The sequence below is a fragment of the Spirosoma terrae genome, from assembly GCF_010435915.1.
In the GTDB taxonomy this organism is placed as follows: Bacteria; Bacteroidota; Bacteroidia; order Cytophagales; family Spirosomataceae; genus Spirosoma; species Spirosoma terrae.
Genome location: NZ_JAAFZH010000005.1, coordinates 218,755 through 243,366, shown reverse-complemented (window position 1 = coordinate 243,366; position 24,612 = coordinate 218,755). Strand labels below are relative to the sequence as shown.

16 protein-coding genes and 1 CRISPR repeat array (1 of these 17 only partly in view) are annotated in these 24,612 nt (G+C 48.3%); of the genes, 15 read left to right on the top strand and 1 reads right to left on the bottom strand.

What is annotated here, in order from left to right:
• The 5 genes from GK108_RS13935 to GK108_RS13915 all read left to right on the top strand — a co-directional run bounded on the left by GK108_RS13935 (position 1) and on the right by GK108_RS13915 (position 9,205).
• The gene (locus GK108_RS13935) at positions 1-2,304 is read left to right on the top strand and encodes a GH92 family glycosyl hydrolase (protein WP_163949128.1); all 2,304 of its coding nucleotides are present in this window, start codon (positions 1-3) and stop codon (positions 2,302-2,304) included.
• Between the two features lie 46 nt (positions 2,305-2,350).
• Positions 2,351-4,648 carry a GH92 family glycosyl hydrolase gene (locus GK108_RS13930; protein ID WP_163949126.1) on the top strand — a complete coding sequence of 766 codons (2,298 nt, stop codon included), beginning with the start codon at positions 2,351-2,353 and terminating at the stop codon, positions 4,646-4,648.
• Between the two features lie 80 nt (positions 4,649-4,728).
• The gene (locus tag GK108_RS13925) at positions 4,729-6,498 is read left to right on the top strand and encodes an L-lactate permease (protein ID WP_163949124.1); all 1,770 of its coding nucleotides are present in this window, start codon (positions 4,729-4,731) and stop codon (positions 6,496-6,498) included.
• A gap of 57 nt (positions 6,499-6,555) precedes the next feature.
• Complete coding sequence (locus GK108_RS13920; protein WP_163949122.1) at positions 6,556-8,172, top strand: hypothetical protein; 1,617 nt, start codon at positions 6,556-6,558, stop codon at positions 8,170-8,172.
• 145 nt (positions 8,173-8,317) lie between these two features.
• Positions 8,318-9,205, top strand: coding sequence for an NAD(P)-dependent oxidoreductase (locus tag GK108_RS13915; RefSeq protein WP_163949120.1), 888 nt, complete (start codon positions 8,318-8,320; stop codon positions 9,203-9,205).
• Positions 9,206-9,268: 63 nt separating this feature from the next.
• Here the strand turns inward: GK108_RS13915 and GK108_RS13910 are convergent, their stop codons facing one another.
• Positions 9,269-12,214 (bottom strand): hypothetical protein, encoded by a 2,946-nt coding sequence (locus tag GK108_RS13910; protein ID WP_163949118.1) that lies wholly within the window; start codon positions 12,212-12,214, stop codon positions 9,269-9,271.
• Positions 12,215-12,627: 413 nt separating this feature from the next.
• Here GK108_RS13910 and GK108_RS13905 point away from each other — a divergent pair, with 413 nt between their 5' ends.
• The 10 genes from GK108_RS13905 (at position 12,628) to GK108_RS13860 (ending at position 20,820) form a co-directional block, all read left to right on the top strand.
• Positions 12,628-13,011, top strand: a complete 384-nt coding sequence (locus GK108_RS13905; protein WP_163949116.1) for a hypothetical protein — start codon at positions 12,628-12,630, stop codon at positions 13,009-13,011.
• Between the two features lie 167 nt (positions 13,012-13,178).
• Complete coding sequence (locus tag GK108_RS13900; RefSeq protein ID WP_163949114.1) at positions 13,179-14,009, top strand: MbnP family protein; 831 nt, start codon at positions 13,179-13,181, stop codon at positions 14,007-14,009.
• A gap of 44 nt (positions 14,010-14,053) precedes the next feature.
• Complete coding sequence (locus tag GK108_RS13895; protein WP_163949112.1) at positions 14,054-15,118, top strand: cytochrome-c peroxidase; 1,065 nt, start codon at positions 14,054-14,056, stop codon at positions 15,116-15,118.
• Between the two features lie 30 nt (positions 15,119-15,148).
• Complete coding sequence (locus GK108_RS13890) at positions 15,149-16,060, top strand: hypothetical protein (RefSeq protein ID WP_163949110.1); 912 nt, start codon at positions 15,149-15,151, stop codon at positions 16,058-16,060.
• 340 nt (positions 16,061-16,400) lie between these two features.
• On the top strand, positions 16,401-17,255 hold the full coding sequence (locus tag GK108_RS13885; protein WP_163949108.1) for a cyclic nucleotide-binding domain-containing protein: 855 nt from the start codon (positions 16,401-16,403) through the stop codon (positions 17,253-17,255).
• On the top strand, positions 17,204-17,827 hold the full coding sequence (locus tag GK108_RS13880; RefSeq protein WP_163949105.1) for a patatin-like phospholipase family protein: 624 nt from the start codon (positions 17,204-17,206) through the stop codon (positions 17,825-17,827). The genes GK108_RS13885 and GK108_RS13880 overlap by 52 nt, the downstream gene beginning before the upstream one ends.
• Positions 17,815-18,153 carry a hypothetical protein gene (locus tag GK108_RS13875; protein WP_163949101.1) on the top strand — a complete coding sequence of 113 codons (339 nt, stop codon included), beginning with the start codon at positions 17,815-17,817 and terminating at the stop codon, positions 18,151-18,153. The genes GK108_RS13880 and GK108_RS13875 overlap by 13 nt, the downstream gene beginning before the upstream one ends.
• A 125-nt stretch (positions 18,154-18,278) precedes the next feature.
• Positions 18,279-19,928, top strand: a complete 1,650-nt coding sequence (locus tag GK108_RS13870) for a hypothetical protein (RefSeq protein ID WP_163949675.1) — start codon at positions 18,279-18,281, stop codon at positions 19,926-19,928.
• A 359-nt stretch (positions 19,929-20,287) separates the two neighbouring features.
• Positions 20,288-20,476 (top strand): hypothetical protein, encoded by a 189-nt coding sequence (locus GK108_RS13865; protein WP_163949098.1) that lies wholly within the window; start codon positions 20,288-20,290, stop codon positions 20,474-20,476.
• Positions 20,477-20,541: 65 nt separating this feature from the next.
• The gene (locus tag GK108_RS13860) at positions 20,542-20,820 is read left to right on the top strand and encodes a hypothetical protein (RefSeq protein ID WP_163949095.1); all 279 of its coding nucleotides are present in this window, start codon (positions 20,542-20,544) and stop codon (positions 20,818-20,820) included.
• A 117-nt stretch (positions 20,821-20,937) separates the two neighbouring features.
• Positions 20,938-24,612: a CRISPR direct-repeat array (repeat unit 30 nt; unit sequence ATTTCAATTCCACTACGGTACGATTAGAAG) (it continues 1,218 nt past the right edge of the window).

Here is a 24,612-nt window from a genome sequence, read left to right as displayed (position 1 = left end):
ATGAAGCTCACTATTCGTCCAGTTTTTGCCCTCACGTTTTTTTTGCTGATTAACCGACTGCCGGCAAGCTTTGGGCAAAAAAAGAATCCCCCTGAAAAAACGCACTCCGGCTTGCATTATATCGACCCAACGATTGGGAACGTAGCACCGCTGCTGAATACAAACCGCCCCGTAGTGCATCTGCCCAATCAGATGGTGCGTGTTTATCCGAAACGGCAGGATCATCTGGATATGCAGATCACTGACTTCCCGATGCTCTCGCAAAATATCATTACACCACAGATGATTTTTTCGATAAAGCCGTATTCGGGCGCGCTGGCCGATACGGGCTGGTATCGCCGGCTCACGTATGACCACGATTTCGAAACAATTCACCCCTGGTACTATTCGGTACGTCTAACCGACGACAACATCCTGACCGAGTTTACGCCGGGTGCCAAAACCGGCATCTATCGGTTTACCTTTCCGGCTGGCGTTCAAAAACATCTGCTGCTCGCCCACTATTACGCCAATGGCAAATACGATTTCCAGAATGGAAACGCCATTACCGGAACCGAGTTTGTCAACGACGCCAATCACGAGCAAAAAGGCGTAGCGTACCTGTACGGGGTGTTTACCGGCAAGCCACAAACCGGCAAGAAAGAAGGCGAAAAAGACTGGGGACGATATACGGTTATCGGAACGCAGGAAAAGCACAAAAAGGTAGCGGGCGAGCGAGCGTATGCCAGTTACGGAGCAAGCGATTCGCCGGTGGTTGAGTTTCGCTACGGAGTCTCCTTCATCAGCATTGATCAGGCCCGTAAAAATCTGGAAGCCGAACTCAATGGGGTCAGCTTCGACCAGCTCAAAGACAAAGCTCAGGCCGCCTGGGCTAAAACCATCGGTCAGATTACGGTGGAGGGAGGCACCGAAGCCCAGAAACGGAGTTTTTACACCTCCCTCTATCGGTGCTACGCCCGCATGTTCGACATGACCGAAGGCGGCAAGTATTTCAGCGGCTACGATAAAAAGGTTCATGACGATTCGCGACCTTACTACAACGATGATTACACCTGGGGCAATTACCTGGCTCTGCATCCGCTACGTAGCATTCTTGATCCCAAGCGGGAAGCCGACATGCTTCAGTCCTACGTCCGGATGTACAAGGAGAGCGGCTGGATGCCTGAATACCCAAAACCATATGGCGACCGGCCGGGTATGTTCGGTTTTAAATCGTCAGTGATGTTTCTGGATGCTTACCGGAAAGGCATCCGGGATTTCGATGTCAAGACCGCCTTTGAGGGCATGCTCAAGAATGCCGAAAAAGCAACCATGCTGCCACACCGTAACGGCCCTAAAGGAGCACTTGAAGATTTTTACTACAAAAACGGCTATTATCCCGCCCTGCATCCTGGCGAAGCCGAAACGGATTCGGTAGCCTCCATCCGACGAGGGCAGAAGCGTTCGGCCGTAGCTGTTACGTTGGGAAACAGTTATGATAGCTGGGCTCTCAGTGAACTTGCCAGCGAGTTGGGCAATCAGGAGGTTCATAAACGCTTTGCACCCTATGCCCAAAGCTATAAAAATCTCTGGCACGCAGAAACTGGTTTTTTCCTGCCTAAAGATGCCAAAGGCAATTGGATTCTGATCGACCCCAAATTCGATGGTGGCCACGCGGGCAACGATTATTACAATGAAAATAACGGCTGGAATTATCTCTGGAATGTTCAGCAGGACATTAAAGGCCTATCTGACCTCATGGGCGGACCCGACAACATGGAGCAAAACCTGGATCAGCTCTTTCGGGAAACAGCGGGAAGACCCAAATACGTGTTCTGGGAGAAGTTTCCGGATCAGACGGCCTTGATCGGTCAGTTCTCGATGGGCAACCAGGTAACGTTCTTTGTTCCCTACCTGTTCAACTACACCAACTCCCCCTGGAAGACGCAGAAATACACCCGACTCCTGCTCGATACCTGGTTTCAGGATAATATCTTCGGGGTGCCCGGCGATGAAGATGGCGGGTCGATGTCGGCGTTTGTGGTTTTTACAGCGATGGGATTTTACCCCACCACGCCCGGTATTCCCCGTTACTCGATCACCAGTCCACTCTTCAACAAGGTTAGCATCAATCTTCCCAATGGCAAAACCTTCACATTAGTCGCTCGCAATTCGTCGAAGCTCAACAAATACATCCAGTCGGCCACGCTCAATGGCAAGCCCCTTACTTCCCTCTCCTTTTCGCACGATGAGCTAATGAACGGTGGTACGTTGGTGCTCGACATGGGCGACAAAACTGATAAAAAATGGGATATAACCTACTAGACATGGATGGTCGTAACTGGCCATTACCCCTAAACCGAATAGCCTGATGCGCCCTAATCAACTTATTAAAACGGTTCTTGCTTCTGCCTTCTTTGCGACTTCGCTCTGCTCAGCCAGCTGGGGGCAAACCAGGAAAGCCACGACCTCTTCGCTTCAGTACATTGACCCGACGATTGGGAACGTAGCACCGCTGCTGAATACGAATCGACCCATCGCTCATCTGCCCAACCAGATGGTTCGGATGTTTCCCAGGCGGCAGGACCATCTGGATATGCAGATCACCGACTTCCCCATGCTGGCTCAGAATATCATTACACCACAGATGATTTTTTCGATAAAGCCCGCCAAAGGAAACCTGGCCGACACCGCCTGGTTTAGCCGGTTAACCTACGATCATGATCTGGAAGTAACGCGCCCCTGGTATTACTCAGTACATCTAACGGATAGTAACATCCTGACCGAGTTTACACCGGGCGCCAAAACCGGCATCTACCGGTTCACCTTCCCGGCTGGTGTTCAAAAACATCTGCTGCTCGCCCACTATTACGCCAATGGCAAATATGATTTCCAGAATGGAAACATTATCACCGGAACCGAGTTTGTTAACGACGCGATCCATGACCAGAAAGGCGTAGCGTACCTGTACGGGGTGTTTACCGGCAAGCCACAAACCGGCAAGAAAGAAGGCGAAAAAGACTGGGGACGATATACGGTCAGCTCCATTCCCGACAAGCCAAAGAAAATGCCGGGCGAGCGAGCGTATGCCAGTTACGGAGCAGGCGATTCGCCGGTGGTTGAGTTTCGCTACGGAGTCTCCTTCATCAGCATTGATCAGGCCCGTAAAAATCTGGAAGCCGAACTCAATGGGGTCAGCTTCGACCAGCTCAAAGACAAAGCTCAGGCCGCCTGGGCTAAAACCATCGGTCAGATTACGGTGGAGGGAGGCACCGAAGCCCAGAAACGGAGTTTTTACACCTCCCTCTATCGGTGCTACGTCCGAATGACCGACATGACCGAAGGCGGTAAGTATTTTAGCGGCTCAGACAAGCAAACCCATACAGACGCAAGACCGTATTACACGGACGATTATACCTGGGGCAATTACCTGGCTCTGCATCCGCTACGTAGCATTCTCGATCCCAAGCGGGAAGCCGACATGCTTCAGTCCTACGTCCGGATGTACAAAGAAAGCGGCTGGATGCCCGAATATCCCAGACCATTCGGTGATCGGCCCGGCATGTTTGGCTTCAAGTCGTCGGTGATGTTTCTGGATGCCTACCGGAAAGGCATCCGGGATTTCGATGTCAAGATCGCCTTTGAGGGCATGCTCAAGAATGCCGAAAAAGCAACCATGCTGCCCTTCCGAAATGGGCCTAAAGGAGATCTGGAAGAGTTTTATTACAAAAACGGCTACTATCCCGCCCTGCATCCCGGCGAGAAAGAAACCGATGCATTTGCCTCCCAAAAACCGGGGCAGAAGCGTTCGGCCGTAGCCATTACGTTAGGCGACGGTTACGATAGCTGGGCCCTCAGCGAACTAGCGAACGAGTTGGGAAATCAGGAGGTGCGGGCTACGTATGCGCCGAGAGCTCAGAATTATAAAAACCTCTGGAGCACTAAACATAACCTGTTCATGCCCAAAGATGCCAAAGGCAACTGGATTGAAATCGATCCCAAGTTCGATGGTGGCCACAACGGATTCGACTATTACAATGAAAATAACGGCTGGAGTTATATGTGGAATGCTCAACAGGATATAAAAGGGCTACGCGAACTGATGGGTGGAATCGACAACATGGAGCAAAACCTGGATCAGCTCTTTCGGGAAAGCATGGAGAAAAGCAAGCCTGTTTTCTGGGAAACCTGGCCCAATCAGACCAGCATGATCGGTCAGTTCTCGATGGGCAATCAGGTGACGTTTTTTATTCCCTACCTCTTCAACTACACCAACTCTTCCTGGAAAACGCAGAAATATACCCGGCTCATTCTCGACACCTGGTTTCAGGATACCATTTTCGGCGTACCAGGCGATGAAGATGGCGGGTCGATGTCGGCGTTTGTGGTTTTTTCGGCAATGGGATTTTACCCCACCACGCCCGGTATTCCCCGTTACTCGATCACCAGTCCACTCTTTACAAAAGTTAGCCTTGCTCTACCAAACGGAAAGACATTTACCGTTTCGGCACCCAAATCCTCAAGAACAAATAAATATATTCAGTCGGCCACACTCAATGGCAAGCCGCTTACCTCCCTCTCCTTTTCACACGATGAACTGATGAAGGGTGGTACGTTAGTGCTCGACATGGGTGAAAAAACTGACAAAAAATGGGAGCCACAACAATAAGGCTTCATTTGACACCCACTAACGTATAACCAACTACGTTAGGAACTATTCGTTTGTGTACATACTAATCCATGACTCCTATGAAATGGACACAGGTTATCGATCCATTTAACAATATCACCCTATCGGTTCTGGTTGCCGCCATCCCGATCCTGTTTATTTTCTGGGCGCTGATTATCAGAAAAATGAAAGGATATCAGGCCAGCTTAATTGCTACGGTCATTGCCAGTATCATTGCTATTCTGGTGTATGGCATGCCGGTTAAGCTCGCCATTCTCTCTATTGGGCACGGTGCCTTATACGGTTTGTTTCCTATTTGCTGGCTAGTGGTCATGGCCGTGTTTCTGTTTAATCTCACCGTTAAAAGCGGCCAGTTTGAGATCATCAAACACTTTATGGCCTCCATTACGTCGGACCGGCGGTTACAGGCGCTACTCATTGCATTCTCGTTTGGGTCGTTCCTGGAAGGAACAGCCGGTTTTGGGGCACCGGTTGCCATTACGGCGGCTATGCTGGTTGGACTGGGCTTCAACCCACTCTATGCGTCCGGTATTTGTCTGATTGCCAACACCGCGCCGGTTGCTTTTGGCTCAATTGGCATTCCCATAACCGTAGCGTCACAGGTATCGGGCATCCCCGAATTGCCAATCTCCCAAATGGTCGGGCGCGGGTTGCCGTTATTATCGCTGGTGCTTCCTTTCTATCTGGTATCGATTATTGCCGGATTCAATAAAGCCAGAGAAATTCTGCCGGCTGTTCTGGTGTCGGGCGCTTCCTTTGCCTTTTTTCAGTGGTTCTCGTCAAACTACCTGGGCCCTTCCCTTCCCGACGTCATAGCCGGGCTGGGGTCAATCATTTGCCTGATGATTCTTCTCCGTTTCTGGAAACCGAAAACAGTCTGGCGTTTTTCGAATGAACCCGCTCCTACGCTCAACACAGACATCCACTATACGAACGGGCAAATTCTACGAGCCTGGTCGCCATTTATTGTTCTAACGATTATGGTCATTGCCTGGGGAATGCAACCGATCAAAGATGTTCTGAATTCGTTGGGAATGACTCAATTCGAAGTACCTGGCCTTCATAATGCAATTCAGGGAGCCGACGGCACCTTACTCGCTAAAGTATTCAAGGTTAATTATTTATCCGCAGCGGGAACCGCTATTCTGATTGCGGGGCTCGTATCGATTCCTCTGATCGGCCTGACGTATCGACAGGGGTTAACCGTGTTTGGTGCTACGTTACACCAACTCCGATTTCCCATTCTGACCATAGCCGCCGTTCTGGGCTTTGCTTACATTGTCAATGACTCCGGCATTACGTTAACGCTGGCAAAAGTTTTGGCTAATACCGGCGTTTTATTCCCATTCTTCGCCCCTGTACTAGGCTGGCTTGGCGTGTTTATTACGGGTTCCGATACGTCGGCCAATGCGTTGTTCAGTAAACTTCAGTTTGCTACGGCCCAATCCATTGGGGTAGACCCGGTCGTTACGGTAGCCTCCAACGTAACCGGTGGTGTTGTTGGCAAAATGATTTCCCCACAGTCGATTGCCGTGGCCGCTGCCGCCGGCGATCTGATAGGCAAAGAGTCTGACCTGTTTCGCTTTACGGTAAAGCATAGCTTTATCATGCTGGTAATCATTTGCTTTATTACGCTGGGACAGGCCTACACATTTAAATGGATGATCCCCACCTATGAGATGCTGAGCAGCAGCAGTACTGCAACTTCGCCCGACGCATCACGTGGCTTTAGTTACTTATTCGGTTTAGCCATTATCCTGATCGGTTTAACCGCCACGGTACGGATCATGACCAAAACAAAAAAGCAAACGCCCACTCTGGTTGATTAACCCCTCCCTTGTTCTCCTAAACCCGAACCTCCAATCGGTTTACCTTAATCTATTGCTATGAAACGGCTTACTCTGACGAAAGAATGGTTGCTGGCCTGCCTGGCCTGTTTACCCATTGCCACCCTCACGGGTCAGTCCATAAAACGGTCGAATATACCAGCACCTGCTTTTGAGGTTACTGGCAGCATTTATCCGTGGGACGTTCACGACGAAGGTATTGATCTGCTGCTGGACAATATGACCAGTATTGCCGGGGTCAATTCGGTTTATCTGATTGCAGTGATGCACCAGGAGCATCGCCCGTTCAACAATGATAATCTACCCGGTACGTTTACCTTCATTCATAATCCAGCCCGGTCGTTCTGGGACGCTGAAGATTCCAGGGCTTATTTTAAACCTCAACTGGATCTGTATGGGAAGATCAAACCCCTGATGTCCAGCCAGGACTGGCTAACCAACACGGACTGGCTAAAGCTTGTGCTCGATAAAGCGCATGCACGCGGCCTTCGGGCTGGTGTTGAAGTGTCTCACACGTACATTCCTGTCGAAGTTCTAAACGCGCATCCAGAGTGTAAACAGCGGGATATTAACAACCAATCGGTCGATCGTCCCTGCACGAATCACCCCGATGTACGGGAGTATCTGGTTACGCTGTATGGCGACCTAGCCAAGAATTACGATGTCGATTATATCCAGACCTGCATGCTGCTGTTTAGTCGCTCCGACGAGCCGACCAAAGGGGGTTCGTGCTTTTGTGACGCCTGCAAACATAAGGCTAAATCGATGGGTTTCGACCTGGAAGCCGCCATGCCCATTCTGAAAGACAATCCGCACGCAGAACCTCAGCTCACCAACTGGCGTAACTTCCGAAAATCATGCACCACCGACATTTATAAGGCGGTAACCGATCGAATTCATCAGGAGAATCCGAGGATTGATTTTCGGCTGAACGACCTCAATGACCGGACTTCCGGGTTAACACTCGAAGACTTAAAGAACAACATTAACTCGGTCCACCTCTCTACCCACACCGAGCAAAATGGCTATCAGAAGACAGACCGTAAATCCAGGATACTGACAACGAAATATTTCATGGGAAACGACATTCCCATCATTCCGGGCGTTCCGACACGGCTGCTGACAACACCTGAGATTATCAAATCGAGCATAAAAATTTCGGTCGATAATGGAGCCAAAGGCATCGGTATCAAGCATTATGATGGATCGACGTATTCAAACCTCCGGGCTGTTCGGAATGGATTGAGTGAAGCAGGAGTCAGTGGGTTTTCGCCGGTGCTAGGAATGGAAGTAGAAAATATGGATCTCTCCGGCTTTAGCGCTGATAAGTTTCTGATTGAACCTTGTGTCCAGACTACCGGTACTGGTACGGCCAGCTCTACCTTCGGCAATGCGACTGGATTGTATAACGCTATTGTGTCCTACGCCGATCAAAAAGGAGGTCAGGGTACGCTGACCTTATACGTAGCAGGCAAGCCAAAAGCCTCCTGGAAATTAACCGAAGACGTAGACTGCTGGCGCCGAAAAACGATTCCCAATCTTAAAATCAACAAAGGCGATGAAATTAAACTGGTTGGTGTAGCCAACGGAAGTGAAACCGTCCGGGTAGACTTCATTGAGTTTATTCCCCAAACTATTACCGCAAAAGCCCGCTAATGTCCGGCGGTATGCGAACCACCAAAAACGTGTCCATTTTTTGCAAGTACATCATAGGTTAGAGTCAAAAAGCATAGTATGTTTTTTACTATGCTTTTTTTATCATGCCCGATGCTACGTCCACCTTTTCTACTTTCTAATCTGTATGAACAAATCAATTATTGGTTTCATTGGCACAGGGCTGATGGGAAACCCTATGGCTAACCATCTGCTCAATGCCGGATACGCGGTTAATGTCTACAATCGTACCAAATGCAAAGCAGAATCACTGGTCGAAAAAGGAGCCATCTGGTTCGACACGCCAGCGGCACTGGCTGCGCAGTCGGACGTGGTTATCACCATGATCGGCTTTCCCAAAGATGTGGAGGAATGCTACTTTGGCACCGATGGCGTGTTTCAGGGTATTAGAACCGGCGCGATTGCCATCGACATGACAACCACTAAACCCAGTCTGGCCATTCGATTGTCGCAGCATGCCAGCACCATCGGAGTCGATTTTATCGATGCGCCGGTGTCGGGTGGCGAGGTAGGGGCTATCAATGGCACCCTATCGATCATGATTGGTGGCGACAAAACCGTGGTTGATCGGGTTATGCCGATTTTTGAAGCCTTCGGCAAAAACAGGGTGTATCAGGGCGCAGCAGGAGCCGGTCAGCACACCAAACTTTGCAATCAAATTACGATTGCTGGTACACTCATAGGCGTATGCGAAGGACTGCTGTATGGGCGCAAAGCTGGTCTTGATTTAACCACCATGCTGCAGTCCATCACCAAAGGGGCTGCTGGCTGCTGGAGCCTGGACGTACTGGCCCCGAAAATCGTAAAGGGTGATTTTTCTCCGGGTTTCACCGTCGATAATTTCGTCAAGGACCTGGGCATTGCGCTGGAAGAAGCCGAAGCGATGCGTTTATCCTTACCAGGATTAGCCTTGGTGAAACAACTGTATTTGTCGGTACAGGCGTCGGGCAACGGGTCATCCGGCAATCAGGCCCTCTATCTGGCTCTGGAAAAACTGGCAAATCTGGATCAATAAGAAGTGTAACACTCTGTCTGCTACGTTATTTCCTAATCAGATAACGTAGCAGACAACGGATGGCTAAAATCCTATATCGATCACCAAGGGCTGAATCAGTGTTTCTCCCGTCGTTACGTTGTAGATCGCCCGGAAACCAGCTTCAAATGGCGTTCGCAAACGGAGCGCATTAAAGACAAAGGAAACATCTAAACCGGCCGTCTGATAGGTATGGTTCTGCATGTCGTAGCCGCGAAGACGACCGAACGAATCGCGCACCTCCACCTGGCTTTGCCCCCGAGTAGCATCAAAAAATACCCCCGCTTTAATACGTTGCAGATACAATAGACGCCCTAAGGACCAGTGCGTATCAGCCAACGGGAGCCGGTATTCGGCACTACCAGCCGCAATCTTGTCGTCACTGACATAGCCCTGACCACGCGGATAGAACACCAGCGCACTAAATCGGTAGTTGCCCTGTGCCTGTTGCTGATACCCCCCCCGCAGACGGATCGAATGATGTTTCCCCAGCCCAGGAAAAAACAGATTTGCCTGAACGCCCCACTGATCCCCCGTCAAACGCCCGCCAAACGGTGTGGTTCGCCAATTGGCAGAAAGGGTTTGCCCCCAGCGTGGCGCTACGTCCCGTTTACTCTGCCGTAATAACCGTGAGTAGCTGAAGCCATAGTTTATAGCGCTGAGCGAACCCGCCCCGCCAACTTCCGTCACGTAGCGAAACGGCAGATCATAGCCTGTTACCTGTATGTAGTTGTAGTAAGCCGACAGATTTATGGCCTGGCTATACTTCGAATTGGTCAACTGCAAGGGTAGGCGAAATCCGGCAGTGAGCTGATTATACTGCCATTGATCAGACCGCAGACTATCGGCAGGAGCCACCCGATCGATATACATGGATGTATTTCGATTGCCACGCTGAAAACTTACGTCAATAATTGGATATAGTCCCTGATAGCTCAGATTAGCGAAAAAGCTACCCACCCGCTCTGCCTGATTGTAGGTGTATCCTACCCCAATCTGCGTCGTGCCCAATAAATCCTGAGAGCTTAATCCGACTGATAGCGCCTGCCCCGTACTACTTAGCGTTGGTCCCCAGTTATAGATATTGATCGCATGGGCTAATCGTCGGAACCGACTGGGTTTGTAGGGACTTGTTTCGGGCAGCGAATCAGCTAAAATCTGCCGCCCCTGAGCTGCGCCGGGCTCCAGTCGGGGTAAGTTCCCAAAATAACGTACCGTCTGCGCCAGATCTGCTTCGCCGGGTGTTTTTGACACCGGTTTCCAGTCTGATGGATTGAGCGGCATATCGGCAATTCGGGTGCCCGACGCCGAAAAATCGTCGAAGGCCAGCCGTTTACCCGACGGCGACACCGTAGCATGATAAGCCGCCAAAGGTCGCGAAGTCACCTGAAACACCGCTTTTGTGTTGACGTTAACGGCATAGATATTATCAATCCCCGACCGGGGCGAATTGTAGAATACGTAATCGCCCCACGGTTGCGGATTACTCAGGTTATCGTTAGCACGTGGCAAAAGATCCGACGGACTACCGGTTTCGGAATTAATCAACTGAATGGTTTTCTTCCCGTCTTTCAGGGCTACGACAACAATGGTCTGGTTATCGGCCAGCCAGCGCGGATGCAGATAAAAGTCGTTGTCGGTGTTCGGAAGCGTTTTAAGGATCGTTCCTTTTTTTGCATCAAGGATACGTAACTGCGTTTTATAGTTTTCCGTGTTTTCAACGACAATCAGTTTGGCATTATCGGGCGACAGCGCCACGGCCGTATAGCGGGCGCGGTGAGTGAGCCGGGTCAGCTGGCCCGTTTTCAGATCGAGCAGTCGCAGGTTTGAATAAACGCGCTGCCCCCAACGCGGATCATAGCCAAATTCTACCCAACACGCCTTGTCAGCCGTGGCCGATAGCATACTGGGATCATTCGGAAAACCCTGCACAAAAAAAGTTTTCTCTTCCCTGTGTTTGCTTAGAATAACCAGCCGTGGCGTATCGCCCAAACCCGCTTTTACGCACAGCACAGTTGAATCAGTCAGAAATTGAGGATGCTGGTAATTGGTGAAGACGACGCGCTTAGCCGGTGTTTTTTCGGGTGTAATCGAATAGAACGTAGCGGGCGTAATCACTAGTTTTTCCTGCTGTTTCTGCCAGGTTTCGGTCAAATCGTCCATCGTCTTTCGATACAGCTCTTCGGTTCGTAGCCCCGTTTCGTTTTTGATACTTGCCGAAAACGCAAACGGCCACGGAAACCGCCGGTAATTCCGGTTCAGCACCCGACTCCAGATATCGGGATTGTAGGTACGTTTCAGATACGTTGTCAGAAAGTAGCCCAGAACGTAATGATTGGGCACGTTGTCGCGGTACGATCCACAAACAGCCTTCGAATAGTCGAAGGGCTGACCAGCCAGCAAGTTAGCCCGCATTCCCAAATCAAAATTCGGAATTCGGCCCCGTCCACTCGTGCTAAACAGCGTTTCTGTGCTCACTGCATCGCCTTCTGCAAACCAGTCGGGCACAGTCAACAGCGGAAAATACAGACCCGTATTACCAAATAGTGTATAAAAAAAACGGCCGTAGCCCTGCAAGGCTTTATCGTACTGTACTACGTGTCGGTATTCATGAACCGCCAGTAAATCGAGCCAGTTGAACGTACCCAGCAGGCCAGGGTCTTGCGGAGGAACGGCAAAAAACTCCGAACGGCGCGGAAACAACGTAACAAAGCCATTACTATTGGTGGTCTGATTTTGCAGAATGAGCGAAATCCGGCGCGGTTTTTTCTGGAGCGAAGCACTAACCGACTGGCTCAGGCTTTCGAGTCGCTGGGCCGTTCGTTGCGCTGTGGAATCGAGTCCAGCGGGATAGAGTACCCGAAAATGCGGAGTATTCAGGCTGTACCAATGTAGGTTGGCGGGGTTTTGGTCGAGAACGGGTAGCGATTGGCTCGTGGCTGTAAGCGTCGAAAACAGCAAAAGGGCGGCCGAAATAGATCGTTGTAACATACTGTATCAATGATACACAGATTTCCCGAAAAAGCGGGCGTCTTTCCTGCGCAAAAGAGCGGTTCGCACGTAGGCAGATTCGAGGAGATCAGCTGAGATTCTCCCTAAAAGTTTCATGGGGAGGGTGAATATGGTTTGTTTTTATGGAATTTACCACCCCCAACCCCCTCCTGAAACAGGAGGGGGCTAAAAAACTCTGGAGTCTGAAGCCACTCCTGTTTAAAGCAATCCTGACTTACAGCCAGCAAGATCCATTAAGCACTACGTACCATTGCAACTCCAGGAGCCGTTCAGCGAACACCTCACAATCCACTGTTTACAAATCAGTTACCATCTATAGACCACACCATTGGCCGACAATCTTTTAGCCAAACTGGGCATGTATGCTTATTTGCCCCTATCTTTGCGTTGTCATGAGAAATGCGCTCATTTATTTTCTTCTCTTCGCGACGCTGTTACCAACAGTGAGTCCGTGGGGTATTATTGCGCATTATCAACTCAATAAAAAATACATTGCCCGCGTACTTTGCCAGAATCGTGATAAGCCACAATTGCATTGCGATGGCCAGTGCTACCTGGCTAAACGCCTGAAAGCGCAGCAGGATAAACAGGATAAAGAAACGACCGAGCGGGTTCAGAACACCCCTGCCATTCAGTTGTTTTGTAGTGACTGTTTTGCTTTTGCCTGCACGCCCAACTGGTGGGTCGGCCATGATCGTACCGTTTTCACCTACCTAATACCCATTTATACGGCTCCCCAGTCAGCCGTTTTCCACCCTCCAGGCATCCACTGCTAATCAACGCGATCAGGCCATTTTCTGGCCGCTTGTCAATCTCCGGCCGTTTGCCGGACGATGCCTCTATTATCTATTTCACTGAACTTACCCATTTTGGCTCATTGACCCAAAGGAGCTGGCTATTGCCTGCCTTTTTCCGGCCCCCATGTGCCGCAACCAATACAATCATGCGTTTAGCTTACTCCTATAGCTGCTTAGTATCGACTCTGGTCGCCAGTTTATTATTTATTTCCTGCTCAAAAGAGACCGATGACGCCATCGATCCCAACGCGACCAATTCGGTTGCCATCGAGTTTGAAAACCGGGTTGGCGATCAAAAGCTTGTTCTCGGAACCCCTGCCTACAAAAATGCGGCTGGCGAACCGTTTGCCTTAACCAAGCTCAATTATTTCATCAGTAACATTGCGCTCAGGAAAGAGGACGGAACCGTTCAGCAATTCCCGAACCAATATTTCCTGATTCGTCAGACCGATAGCCAATCGCAACTGATTACGCTCAAAGACGTACCATCGGGCAACTATAGCGATATTACGTTCACGATTGGCGTTGATAGTGTTAAAAGCCTATCGCCGGTGGCCGAGCGGGTGGGCGTACTGGATATAACCAGCTACGGCGACGATGGCATGTACTGGAACTGGAATTCCGGCTATATCTTCTTCAAAATAGAGGGAACCTCAACCGCCATTCCAACAACGGCAAACGCCAATCAGCAGTTTGGGATTCACGTAGGCGGTTACGGTGGCGGCTGGAACGGATCGCCCAAAACGGTCAATAATCTGCGCACTGTAACGCTGTCTATGCCGACAAAAGCTACCGTTCGGAGCAATATCGCCCCTACCGTTCACCTGCTGGTCGATGCGTTGAAAGTCTTTGACGGCCCCAACAAAATCAGTCTGGCCAAGACCAATAGCGTCCATATGCCAGCAGCCGCTACGCCTGTCGCCGACAATTACAAGACGATGTTTCAGGTCGATCACGTTCACAACGACAAACAATAATCCAGGTAGCCCAGCCAGTGATGGCTGGGCTACGCTATTGGTTTATGAAGAACTGGATCGATTTACGGGCAACTATCCGACTCACTGGTCTTTGCCTTTTGGTGGCAGGCTGTCAGACAACGGCACCCGACGCTCAGCCGGATGAACCATTTGTCAAACCGGCCAATTTTCCGGAGCCGGTATACGCGCTGGATAAAAACCGGCCCACTACAGCTGGCATGCTATTGGGGCGAGCCTTATTCTACGATGGTATTCTCTCGCGCGATGGGACAATATCCTGTGCGGAATGCCATAATCAAACCTATGCGTTTACACATCATCAGCACGATGTCAGTCATGGTATTGATAATAAGGTGGGTACTCGAAACTCCATGCCTCTCCAGAACCTGGCCTGGGAAACGAATTTTTTCTGGGATGGTGGCGTGCATGATCTGGATCTGGTGCCGATTGCGCCGATTGAGAATCCCGTTGAAATGGACGAAACATCTACCAACGTAATTCAGAAATTGAGAAAGAGCCCTAAATATCCTCCGTTGTTCAAAGCGGCTTTCGGCACGGATGAGATTAATGGTCCCCGTTTTTTGCAGGCTTTGTCTCAGTTTATGCTGACGCTGGTATCCGGTAATTCACGCTACGATAAGTGGGTCCGTAAAGAGCCGGGTGGCACGCTGACCGACGAAGAACAGGCCGGGCTTACGGCATTTCGGGCCAAATGTAGTGGCTGTCATGCCGGTGAGTTATTTACCGATAACAGCTTCCGCAACAATGGCCTGTTTATTCAGGGAAGCCGGGATGAAGGCCGGGCTCACGTAACGGAACTAGCTCAGGATCGATACAAATTCAAAGTACCCAGCCTGCGAAATATAGAAAAAACGCTGCCCTACATGCACGATGGACGCTTTTATTCGCTGGATGCCGTGCTAACCCATTACGCAGACAATGTACAGCCAACCGACAATCTCGACCCTATCCTGCAAACAGGTGGATCGTTTGGCCAATCCAGACCGGGTATTCCGCTGACTAGCGACGAAAAACGACAGATCATCGCTTTTTTAAAAACGCTGACCGACGATCAGTTTTTGCGTGATCCCCGATTCGTTGAACCCTAAAGTAATTGACTGATTTAACATGGATTCTAAATGAAAAAGTATATCATCTGGTGCCTGATCATGACACTGACCGTTCCGGCACTAGCCTGCGACCTCTGCGGGTGTAGTAACGGCGGCTCATTTTTCGGGATTCTTCCCCAGGGCCACCGGGGGTTTGTGGGTCTGCGTTACCGCTACAATTCCTATCATTCGCATTTGGGGAGTCAGAATCTCAGCAGCCGGGAGCAATTCCGAACTGCCGAAATCTGGGGACGCTTCTACCCGATCAAACGGGTTCAGGTGATGGCCTTTGTACCGTACCAATTCAGTCAGCAAACGATGCTTAAATCGGGGCTGACGACTCCGCTGCAAGGCCTGAGCGACATAACGGTGCTGGCTCATTATAACGTACTGAATACGTTCATGGATACCGAAACCGATCGTACCATCAACCACAACCTACTTGCAGGCGGTGGCGTTAAGTTAGCCACGGGTCGTTTCCAGTACAATGAAAATAGCCTGACCGACGTAGCCAATCCAAACTTCCAGCTGGGCACAGGAAGCACAGACTGGATTTCTAATCTGATCTATACCGCCCGTTACAAAAACTGGGGCCTGAACGCCGACGTATCGTACCGGATAACCACCAAAAATCCAGACGGCTATCGGTTTGGCAATCGGCTCAACAGCTCCGCTTCTGTTTTTTATCTGACCAGTTTAGGCAGTCGCTCCGTAATGCCCAACGCAGGACTTTTTGTTGAGCAGGCCGGGCACGATAGCCGCCAGGGGGAAGTCAACAAACAAACCGGTGGCTACGCTACGTATCTGAACGTAGGTACCGAAGTGTACCTCAATAAATTATCGGTGGGAGTCAGCTATCGCAAACCCGTGATGCAACATTTATCCGATGGCGAATTACGGGCCAATGCGCAGCTGACAACGCACATCACGGTATTATTCTAATTTGTTCCTCTGGCTCTTTTTTACCCATTGGCAATCCGTTGCCTACAATACGAGCCTGATTGAACGTAGCAGTTACTGCTACGTTCAATCAGGCTCCTTTGCTTTTCTTCTTTTGAGCGCACAATCAGATTCTACGGGCAACTGAAACACTGACGTTTAATCTGCTTCTATCTTACGCCTGGGATAGTTTTTGCTTATACTGGTTAGTAAAGCTGAACGTATAGCCTTCATTGCTGATTCGAGATAAGATATAATAACTTCTTCCCATGCAACAACATGAACTGGTACATAAAGCTTTGGCTAGTATCCTGGGTGAATTTGATGATCATTTTTTTCATTAATGGAGCCTAAGCTTGAGCGAGTAGAGCTAAGCGGTGGCGAGGTACTTTTTCATCAAAACGATCCGGGAGATGCCATGTATTTTGTCGGTAGTGGACGATTGCAGGTCTCCGTCGAGGACAGCGATGGAAACCCAAAGCGAATTGGGGAGGTAATGCGGGGAGGAATTGTCGGCGAAATGAGCATTCTGGCCAACGAACCCCTTTGGGCCACAGTTACAGCGCTCCGCGATAGTGTTCTGATCAAGCTATCAAAAGAAGTGTTCGAAGAGGTCATTGACGCCTATCCAAAGGCGCTGGTCAATATCAGCAACCGAATTATAGAGCGGCTGAAGTACGCGCACATGCCCCGTAAACCCATCAGAAAACGGCCCAATATCTGCCTGCTGGCTCTCCATGAACAGATTGACCTGGAACAAATTGGCTATGAATTAGGCCAGTTACTTCAGCAGAAAGGTAGCGTTTATACCGCATCGAGCCCAATTGCGGATCAGGTCTTTCAACGGAACATAGCCCAGGCAACGAAAACAGATAGTTACGACCATTGGCGGCTCTCTAACTGGCTTGATGAACAGGAGTTACAGCATCATTTTTTGATTTTACTGGCCGATAAGCCGGATGGTCATCTTAGTGCCTGGACACAACGGTGTTTACGACAAGCCGATGAAATTCTCCTGATTGCCGATGCCCAACAGTCGTACCGGTTGACCGAGGTAGAAATACAACTTCAGCCAACGTACCTGGCTACGAAGCATAAGCAAACCCTGGTTCTGCTACACTCGGCCCCCACCATACCGCCGATTGGTTGCGTCACCGGCCCTGGATTTCACAGCATTATCATATCCGGCAAGGGCTAGCCCGCGATATAGCTCGGTTGGCCCGAATTCTCAGCGGAACCGCCAACGGAGTCGTATTAGCGGGTGGCGGAGCGAAAGGATTTGCGCATCTGGGCGTCGTAAAAGCCCTTCAGGAATTTTCAATTCCAATCGATTTTTTGGGTGGAACCAGCGTCGGAGGGCTGCTGGCCGCTTCGATCTCATTCGATCAGCCGCTGGACATCATGCACCAGCATTTGCATCAGGCCGCTCTTTTTAACCCCACTAAAGACTATAGCTGGTTACCCCTGATTTCGCTGATTCGTGGCAAACGAATAGACCAGATGATTCAGGAAACAGTCAGGGCGTTTATTGGGAATTCGGAAGTCGGTATTGAAGATATGTGGTTGCCTTTGTTTACCATATCGAGCAATTTCCACCAGGCTCGGGAAGAAATTCATACCCGAGGACCGCTGGTCAAGTACCTGAAGGCAACGACTGCTATTCCGGGCGTTTTCCTGCCGGTGATCGATGGCGATAATCTGCTGGTTGATGGTGGCATTTTCAATAATTTCCCGGCCGACATCATGCGCCAAATGCCGTGGGCAAAGTGATTGGTGTTGATCTGAGTATCGATAAGCCCCAGAAAGTGACGATCGATACGATACCCGGTTCAGTTGAGCTGTTTCTGGACCGACTCCGTCCCGAAAACCAGCGAAAATACAAGCTTCCCTCCTTGCTGGGTATGATGCTTAATACGACCTTATTAAGTAGCGCTGCCCGACGTAACGAAACCAAACAGTTGCTGGACTTATACTTTAATCCCGATGTTACGCAATTCGGTTTGTTGCAATGGACGTCGTTTGAGAAAGTAGTATTGATGGGCTACGAACACGCTAAGCACCTTTTGTCCCAACTGGACGAAACTTTTCGGGCGTAAATTAACCTGCAATAAAGACGGTAACCTGCCTTGCTACGTCCACCTCATGAAATTCTGGTTGACCACAACGGTAAAGTTAACTGGCGACGTCCTTTGAACGTATGACGATCGACTTAACCGGTTTGATGAAATACGCGATTCTGACATTCCTTGTTTTCGTAGCATTTTTGGCCGCTGCGCAACCTACCAATTCGACTACTAACGTAGTGATTACCTCCAATAAAGGAGCCGTTCGGGTCTATACGGACGAGAAAGGCCAATTAGCGGTAAACGTACCGCCAGCTACAGTTACCCGTTTCAAAACCGCCGGATTGATTCGTTATCGTGATTTCGGTGCCAGCGGCAACGGCAAAACGGATGATGTCGACAAAATTGCTGCGGCTCATGCCTTTGCCAATGCACACGGCCTGCGCGTAAAAGCCGACGATGGGGCTACGTATTACATTAGTGGCAAAGAACGTACGGTGATTATCCAGACAGACACCGATTTCGGGAAAGCGGCCTTCCTGATTGATGATACCGACGTAGAAAACCGGAATGCGTCGGTTTTCACGGTCAGCTCTGGCCTTAAACCGTTTAAGCTCGAAACCATTACGTCCCTTAAACGAAATCAGGAGAAAATTGACGCATCTTTGCCGGGTCCGTGCCTGATTACGGTTACCAACACGAACGTAAAACACTACATTCGATTTGGACTTAACCAAAACAACGGATCGGTACAGACCGATATTTTTGTGGTTGACAAGGCTGGGCGAGTCGATAAAAACGCGCCGATTATCTGGGATTTCGACCAGATTACGGACATCAACGTGTTGCCTATCGACGAGAAACGTCTGACGATTACCGGCGGGCGGTTCACTACTATTGCCAACAAGGCAGAATCGAAATACACCTATTATAATCGAAACATCGCTATCAGACGGTCGAATGTAGTGGTCGACGGGCTGGAACACCGTATTACGGGAGAAGAAGATCATGGAGCACCCTATAGTGGCTTTATCAATATCGGCGACTGCTCGTACGTAACGGTAAAAAACGCCGTGCTAACCGGACACCGTACCTACTCGACCATCGGTGCGGCTGGCAAACCCGTTTCAATGGGCACCTACGACCTGTCGGCCAATCGGGCGCTAAACGTGTCTTTCGTGAACTGCAGTCAGACCAACGACATCAACGATGCTACATTCTGGGGTATTCTCGGTTCTAACTTCTGTAAGAATCTGGTATACGATCATTGCACCCTCTCCCGATTTGATGCGCACCAGGGCGTTGCCAATGCCACCATCCGTAACTCGACTCTCGGCCATATGGGGATCAATGCGATTGGCAGTGGGCTCTTACTGGTTGAGAATAGCACCATCCGGGGACGTAGCATTGTTAACCTACGCCCCGATTATGGCAGTACCTGGCAGGGCGAGTTAGTCATTCGCAACTGCGTTTTCATTCCGGCTAATGGCAAACCCGTCACGGCGGCCCTGATCAGTGGATCGTATTCAGGCCAGCACGACTTCGGCTACACCTGTTATATGCCCGAACGTATCACCATAGACAATCTCCGCATAGACGACTCAACGCACCCACAGCCGTATCAGGGGCCTGCGCTATTCGCCAATTTCAATCCTGAAATGACTGATGAAACGTACCGGGAGAAATACCCTTATGTCAAAACCAAAGAGGTTATTCTCAAGCAGGTAACAACAACTAGTGGAAAAGCCATACGGATTAGCGACAACCCATTCATGTTTAAGGATATTCAGGTTACAACAGTACCCTGAAGGAGTAACCTTCCCTATTTCAATTCCGTTACGGTACGATTAGAAGCAGTTGAATGACCTTCTCGATCACCCCGTTTCCAGCATTTCAATTCCACTACGTTACGATTAGAAGTTTTCCGGATTGACGAGCGTGAATCACGATCACTTTATTTCAATTCCACTATGGTACGATTAGAAGGGTTATGGCCAATTCTATCTAGTAGCTAGTGGATTAATTGTTTACAACGTCTTTCATTATATACTTCAGCTAATCTGGCAAAATGAGCTGGGTTTTATTAAAAGCGCCAAAATAACCATGCACCAATTTGTTTAGTTACTAAACACAATCTATATTTATAGATTACTTTAATCACAACAAAATGACCCGTAAAGAGCTTGACAAACTAATTATCTTGCACGAAACGTTGCGAGATCGGGCCTTAAAATTAGCACGCCTGATTCTCGAAACTCAGGAATCGGATGGAAGAGAAATTGAGTTTACGAGAGCCTTCCTCGTCAATAAGGCAATGGTCGAATGGCTGAAAGAATTAAAAGCCGACGACGAATAACTACGGGGAATAGGTTCCCTACTCAGTCGTACCATATTTTATATTGAAACATAAATGATACAGGCATGGTATCTCAAAAAGTTGATTTCGATAAAGAGCTCAGGGATATTAATGAGCAAACAGGCGCTAGTATCGCGCATCTCAGGTCACTTGGCCTGAAACTACCCGATACCATATTGGATATGAGCGACTGGCTAACGATTAAACGATATGCCGAAAAATATAACCTCTCCCAGCAGGTTGTCGTAAACTGGATTGGACGGGGCGTTATTCCAGGCGATTGTGTTCAGGTTGTACCGGAATTAAATGACATGAAGCTCGTAAAGGATCGGATTTATAAATAAACGCAAAGCGCGTCATCATGGGCGCAAATTGTTGTTGTGATTAAAACCGGAACGCCCTTGCTAATAGCAAGGGCGTTTTTTTTTCGCACCTCATACCATATCCCTATTTTATAAGATATTTCAATTCCACTACGGTACGATTAGAAGTCTTCTTTCTACCCAAATCAACCAACGCCCGACGTTATTTCAATTCCACTACGGTACGATTAGAAGCCCACCTGGTTCATTTCCGCGTACCGCTCTTCCAGAATTTCAATTCCACTACGGTACGATTAGAAGGGTAAGGAGGTTTTTAAATACACCGTTATCTATTTTATTTCAATTCCACTACGGTACGATTAGAAGACTTTTTATGTCTAAAACAGCGCACCCGGCCGACCAACATTTCAATTCCACTACGGTACGATTAGAAGAATCTAACGGAGTCTATGCGTAAACCGCGTTTAAAATTTCAATTCCACTACGGTACGATTAGAAGCCCACAGCAAAAGATTCAAATAAAGCAAACCTTCATATTTCAATTCCACTACGGTACGATTAGAAGGCTGAACATTGCCGGGCAAACGAATAGGGGCAGTGTAATTTCAATTCCACTACGGTACGATTAGAAGGCCGGACGTTGGGCCTGACCCGTTGGCGGTTATTTAATTTCAATTCCACTACGGTACGATTAGAAGCAAAGACCCTATGAAGCGTAAGCATGCTCACTACTCATTTCAATTCCACTACGGTACGATTAGAAGTAAACGATCTTAAACAAACAGCCCAGGACGCAACAAGATTTCAATTCCACTACGGTACGATTAGAAGACCGATTTAGGCGGTTATCCTACTTACTTTATCACATATTTCAATTCCACTACGGTACGATTAGAAGGCTGGACATCATCGTCAATAACGAAGACGATTTCGATTTCAATTCCACTACGGTACGATTAGAAGAAATGATCACCATAAAGGGACGGCTTACGCGTATTGATTTCAATTCCACTACGGTACGATTAGAAGAGAAAGAGTCACTCGCATTCGATTCATCGTTGATTCATTTCAATTCCACTACGGTACGATTAGAAGCGCTAAATCGTTGGAAACAGGATCATAAAGAGTTTTATTTCAATTCCACTACGGTACGATTAGAAGCTCACTGGTTAAATCAATACTCACCTTCAAAAAATATTTCAATTCCACTACGGTACGATTAGAAGACCATTTTCGAGCAGCAGATCCGCGACAAAGCAACATTTCAATTCCACTACGGTACGATTAGAAGTGGTTTACGCTACGATTCGCGAACGAAAACAATATCATTTCAATTCCACTACGGTACGATTAGAAGCATTGTAGGCAATCCTGTTTTTGAATCAATAGCAACATTTCAATTCCACTACGGTACGATTAGAAGAAAGGATAATGTCAAAAATACCATTGAAACGGGTAATTTCAATTCCACTACGGTACGATTAGAAGACGATAATGGCCTACATAGTCGAAGAAATCGAACAATTTCAATTCCACTACGGTACGATTAGAAGCCCATCCCCTCTAGTGGTATTAGCAAATTGAATTAATTTCAATTCCACTACGGTACGATTAGAAGGTTCGTTCCAGGGTCGGACATAGTTTCCCTCCAAGTATTTCAATTCCACTACGGTACGATTAGAAGGGCCTAATCCTCTCCTTTATGGATTACGAAAAAGTAATTTCAATTCCACTACGGTACGATTAGAAGGAGATTGACTAGCTGATGCCCCAGCTCTTTTAAGGATTTCAATTCCACTACGGTACGATTAGAAGCAGTTTCCAGAGAAACTTTAGTGGTGTCAGAAGCATATTTCAATTCCACTACGGTACGATTAGAAGTGAACTCACTATAGATGGTGCTGAAGGTGTAGAAGATTTCAATTCCACTACGGTACGATTAGAAGATTGTTTGCCTACTGCGAATAGCCAGAACATGATTATTTCAATTCCACTACGGTACGATTAGAAGCTGTTATTCAGGGCGGCAACCCGTTGACTGGCTTAACATTTCAATTCCACTACGGTACGATTAGAAGAAAAAATTCCGTGCCAGCCGTGAGTTATATTTCCCTATTTCAATTCCACTACGGTACGATTAGAAGTGAAAGTACCGCTCAACTCGGCAAGCTCTATTAATCCATTTCAATTCCACTACGGTACGATTAGAAGCCAAAGTAGCAGAACTGGAGGCTGCCGTAGAGCCATATTTCAATTCCACTACGGTACGATTAGAAGAGTGCCCGCATCAAAAGAAGTTCCTGTTGCTGTTCAATTTCAATTCCACTACGGTACGATTAGAAGGTGGTCATGTCACCGCTTACGCTCGCCACAAACAAATTTCAATTCCACTACGGTACGATTAGAAGACCCAAAGCAGTTTAATTTTGATCCAGACCAACCAAATTTCAATTCCACTACGGTACGATTAGAAGATACAGACAATAAACAGATACACCTTTTCTTTTGCATTTCAATTCCACTACGGTACGATTAGAAGGCTAAAGCAAAGGGTGACATTGAAAGAGTCAAGACCAATTTCAATTCCACTACGGTACGATTAGAAGCAGACGCTCGAACATCCGTACCCCGCCAGTTTGACATTTCAATTCCACTACGGTACGATTAGAAGACAACTGGCATACCCGTGCATTATAATCTGGCATATTTCAATTCCACTACGGTACGATTAGAAGTTTATTCAGCTAAAGAAAGGTCCCGATAGAGTTGATTTCAATTCCACTACGGTACGATTAGAAGCGTAAGAAAACAATCCCTTGTGTCACCACCAAGCGATTTCAATTCCACTACGGTACGATTAGAAGTTCGATACGTATTGGCATCGGTAGCCGAACTCGCTGATTTCAATTCCACTACGGTACGATTAGAAGAGCAACGACCTCCACGAGTGGTGGAACCTGAATTGTATTTCAATTCCACTACGGTACGATTAGAAGAACGCGTGCTTTTCGGCAGGTACCGACATCAGCCAAATTTCAATTCCACTACGGTACGATTAGAAGCTTAAGTATGCTATTTTAGAAAAACGGCTTAATCAATTTCAATTCCACTACGGTACGATTAGAAGGAGAAAGCCGCAAAGCCGAAAGGATTTCCAATTGGAATTTCAATTCCACTACGGTACGATTAGAAGTTAGTGACTGCTGAACGCGAAAGCGCCAGTCAGGATATTTCAATTCCACTACGGTACGATTAGAAGAAGAGAGAAAAGCTTTAGATGGATTACATCATCCGAATTTCAATTCCACTACGGTACGATTAGAAGAGCAAACCGACTTATATTGATAGCAAACCATTGATATTTCAATTCCACTACGGTACGATTAGAAGTGCCACAGTTCCGGCTCTGTTGGGGGTTCTACCACATTTCAATTCCACTACGGTACGATTAGAAGGCCACGTCGGGCAGTTGTGCGCTTCACGATGGAATAATTTCAATTCCACTACGGTACGATTAGAAGGTCGTGGTCATGTCTTTGATGCCAGCAAATGACTTATTTCAATTCCACTACGGTACGATTAGAAGGCCTTGTCTGCTGCTTCAATCTGCTCTTTTGTGAAATTTCAATTCCACTACGGTACGATTAGAAGGACTGGATTAACACACCTGCCGCCCCCACCAAGCGATTTCAATTCCACTACGGTACGATTAGAAGTCGATTGTTGTCTTCATCGTCTCATCCCACTAGCAGATTTCAATTCCACTACGGTACGATTAGAAGCACCACTAGAGACGACAGCCGGATCGTAGAA

Coding starts and splice junctions, on each gene's coding strand:
- GK108_RS13935 (WP_163949128.1), top strand. CDS start 1: ATGAAGCTCACTATTCGTCCAGTTTTTGCCCTCACGTTTTTTTTGCTG.
- GK108_RS13930 (WP_163949126.1), top strand. CDS start 2,351: ATGCGCCCTAATCAACTTATTAAAACGGTTCTTGCTTCTGCCTTCTTT.
- GK108_RS13925 (WP_163949124.1), top strand. CDS start 4,729: ATGAAATGGACACAGGTTATCGATCCATTTAACAATATCACCCTATCG.
- GK108_RS13920 (WP_163949122.1), top strand. CDS start 6,556: ATGAAACGGCTTACTCTGACGAAAGAATGGTTGCTGGCCTGCCTGGCC.
- GK108_RS13915 (WP_163949120.1), top strand. CDS start 8,318: ATGAACAAATCAATTATTGGTTTCATTGGCACAGGGCTGATGGGAAAC.
- GK108_RS13910 (WP_163949118.1), bottom strand. CDS start 12,214: ATGTTACAACGATCTATTTCGGCCGCCCTTTTGCTGTTTTCGACGCTT.
- GK108_RS13905 (WP_163949116.1), top strand. CDS start 12,628: ATGAGAAATGCGCTCATTTATTTTCTTCTCTTCGCGACGCTGTTACCA.
- GK108_RS13900 (WP_163949114.1), top strand. CDS start 13,179: ATGCGTTTAGCTTACTCCTATAGCTGCTTAGTATCGACTCTGGTCGCC.
- GK108_RS13895 (WP_163949112.1), top strand. CDS start 14,054: ATGAAGAACTGGATCGATTTACGGGCAACTATCCGACTCACTGGTCTT.
- GK108_RS13890 (WP_163949110.1), top strand. CDS start 15,149: ATGAAAAAGTATATCATCTGGTGCCTGATCATGACACTGACCGTTCCG.
- GK108_RS13885 (WP_163949108.1), top strand. CDS start 16,401: ATGGAGCCTAAGCTTGAGCGAGTAGAGCTAAGCGGTGGCGAGGTACTT.
- GK108_RS13870 (WP_163949675.1), top strand. CDS start 18,279: ATGAAATACGCGATTCTGACATTCCTTGTTTTCGTAGCATTTTTGGCC.
- GK108_RS13865 (WP_163949098.1), top strand. CDS start 20,288: ATGACCCGTAAAGAGCTTGACAAACTAATTATCTTGCACGAAACGTTG.
- GK108_RS13860 (WP_163949095.1), top strand. CDS start 20,542: ATGGTATCTCAAAAAGTTGATTTCGATAAAGAGCTCAGGGATATTAAT.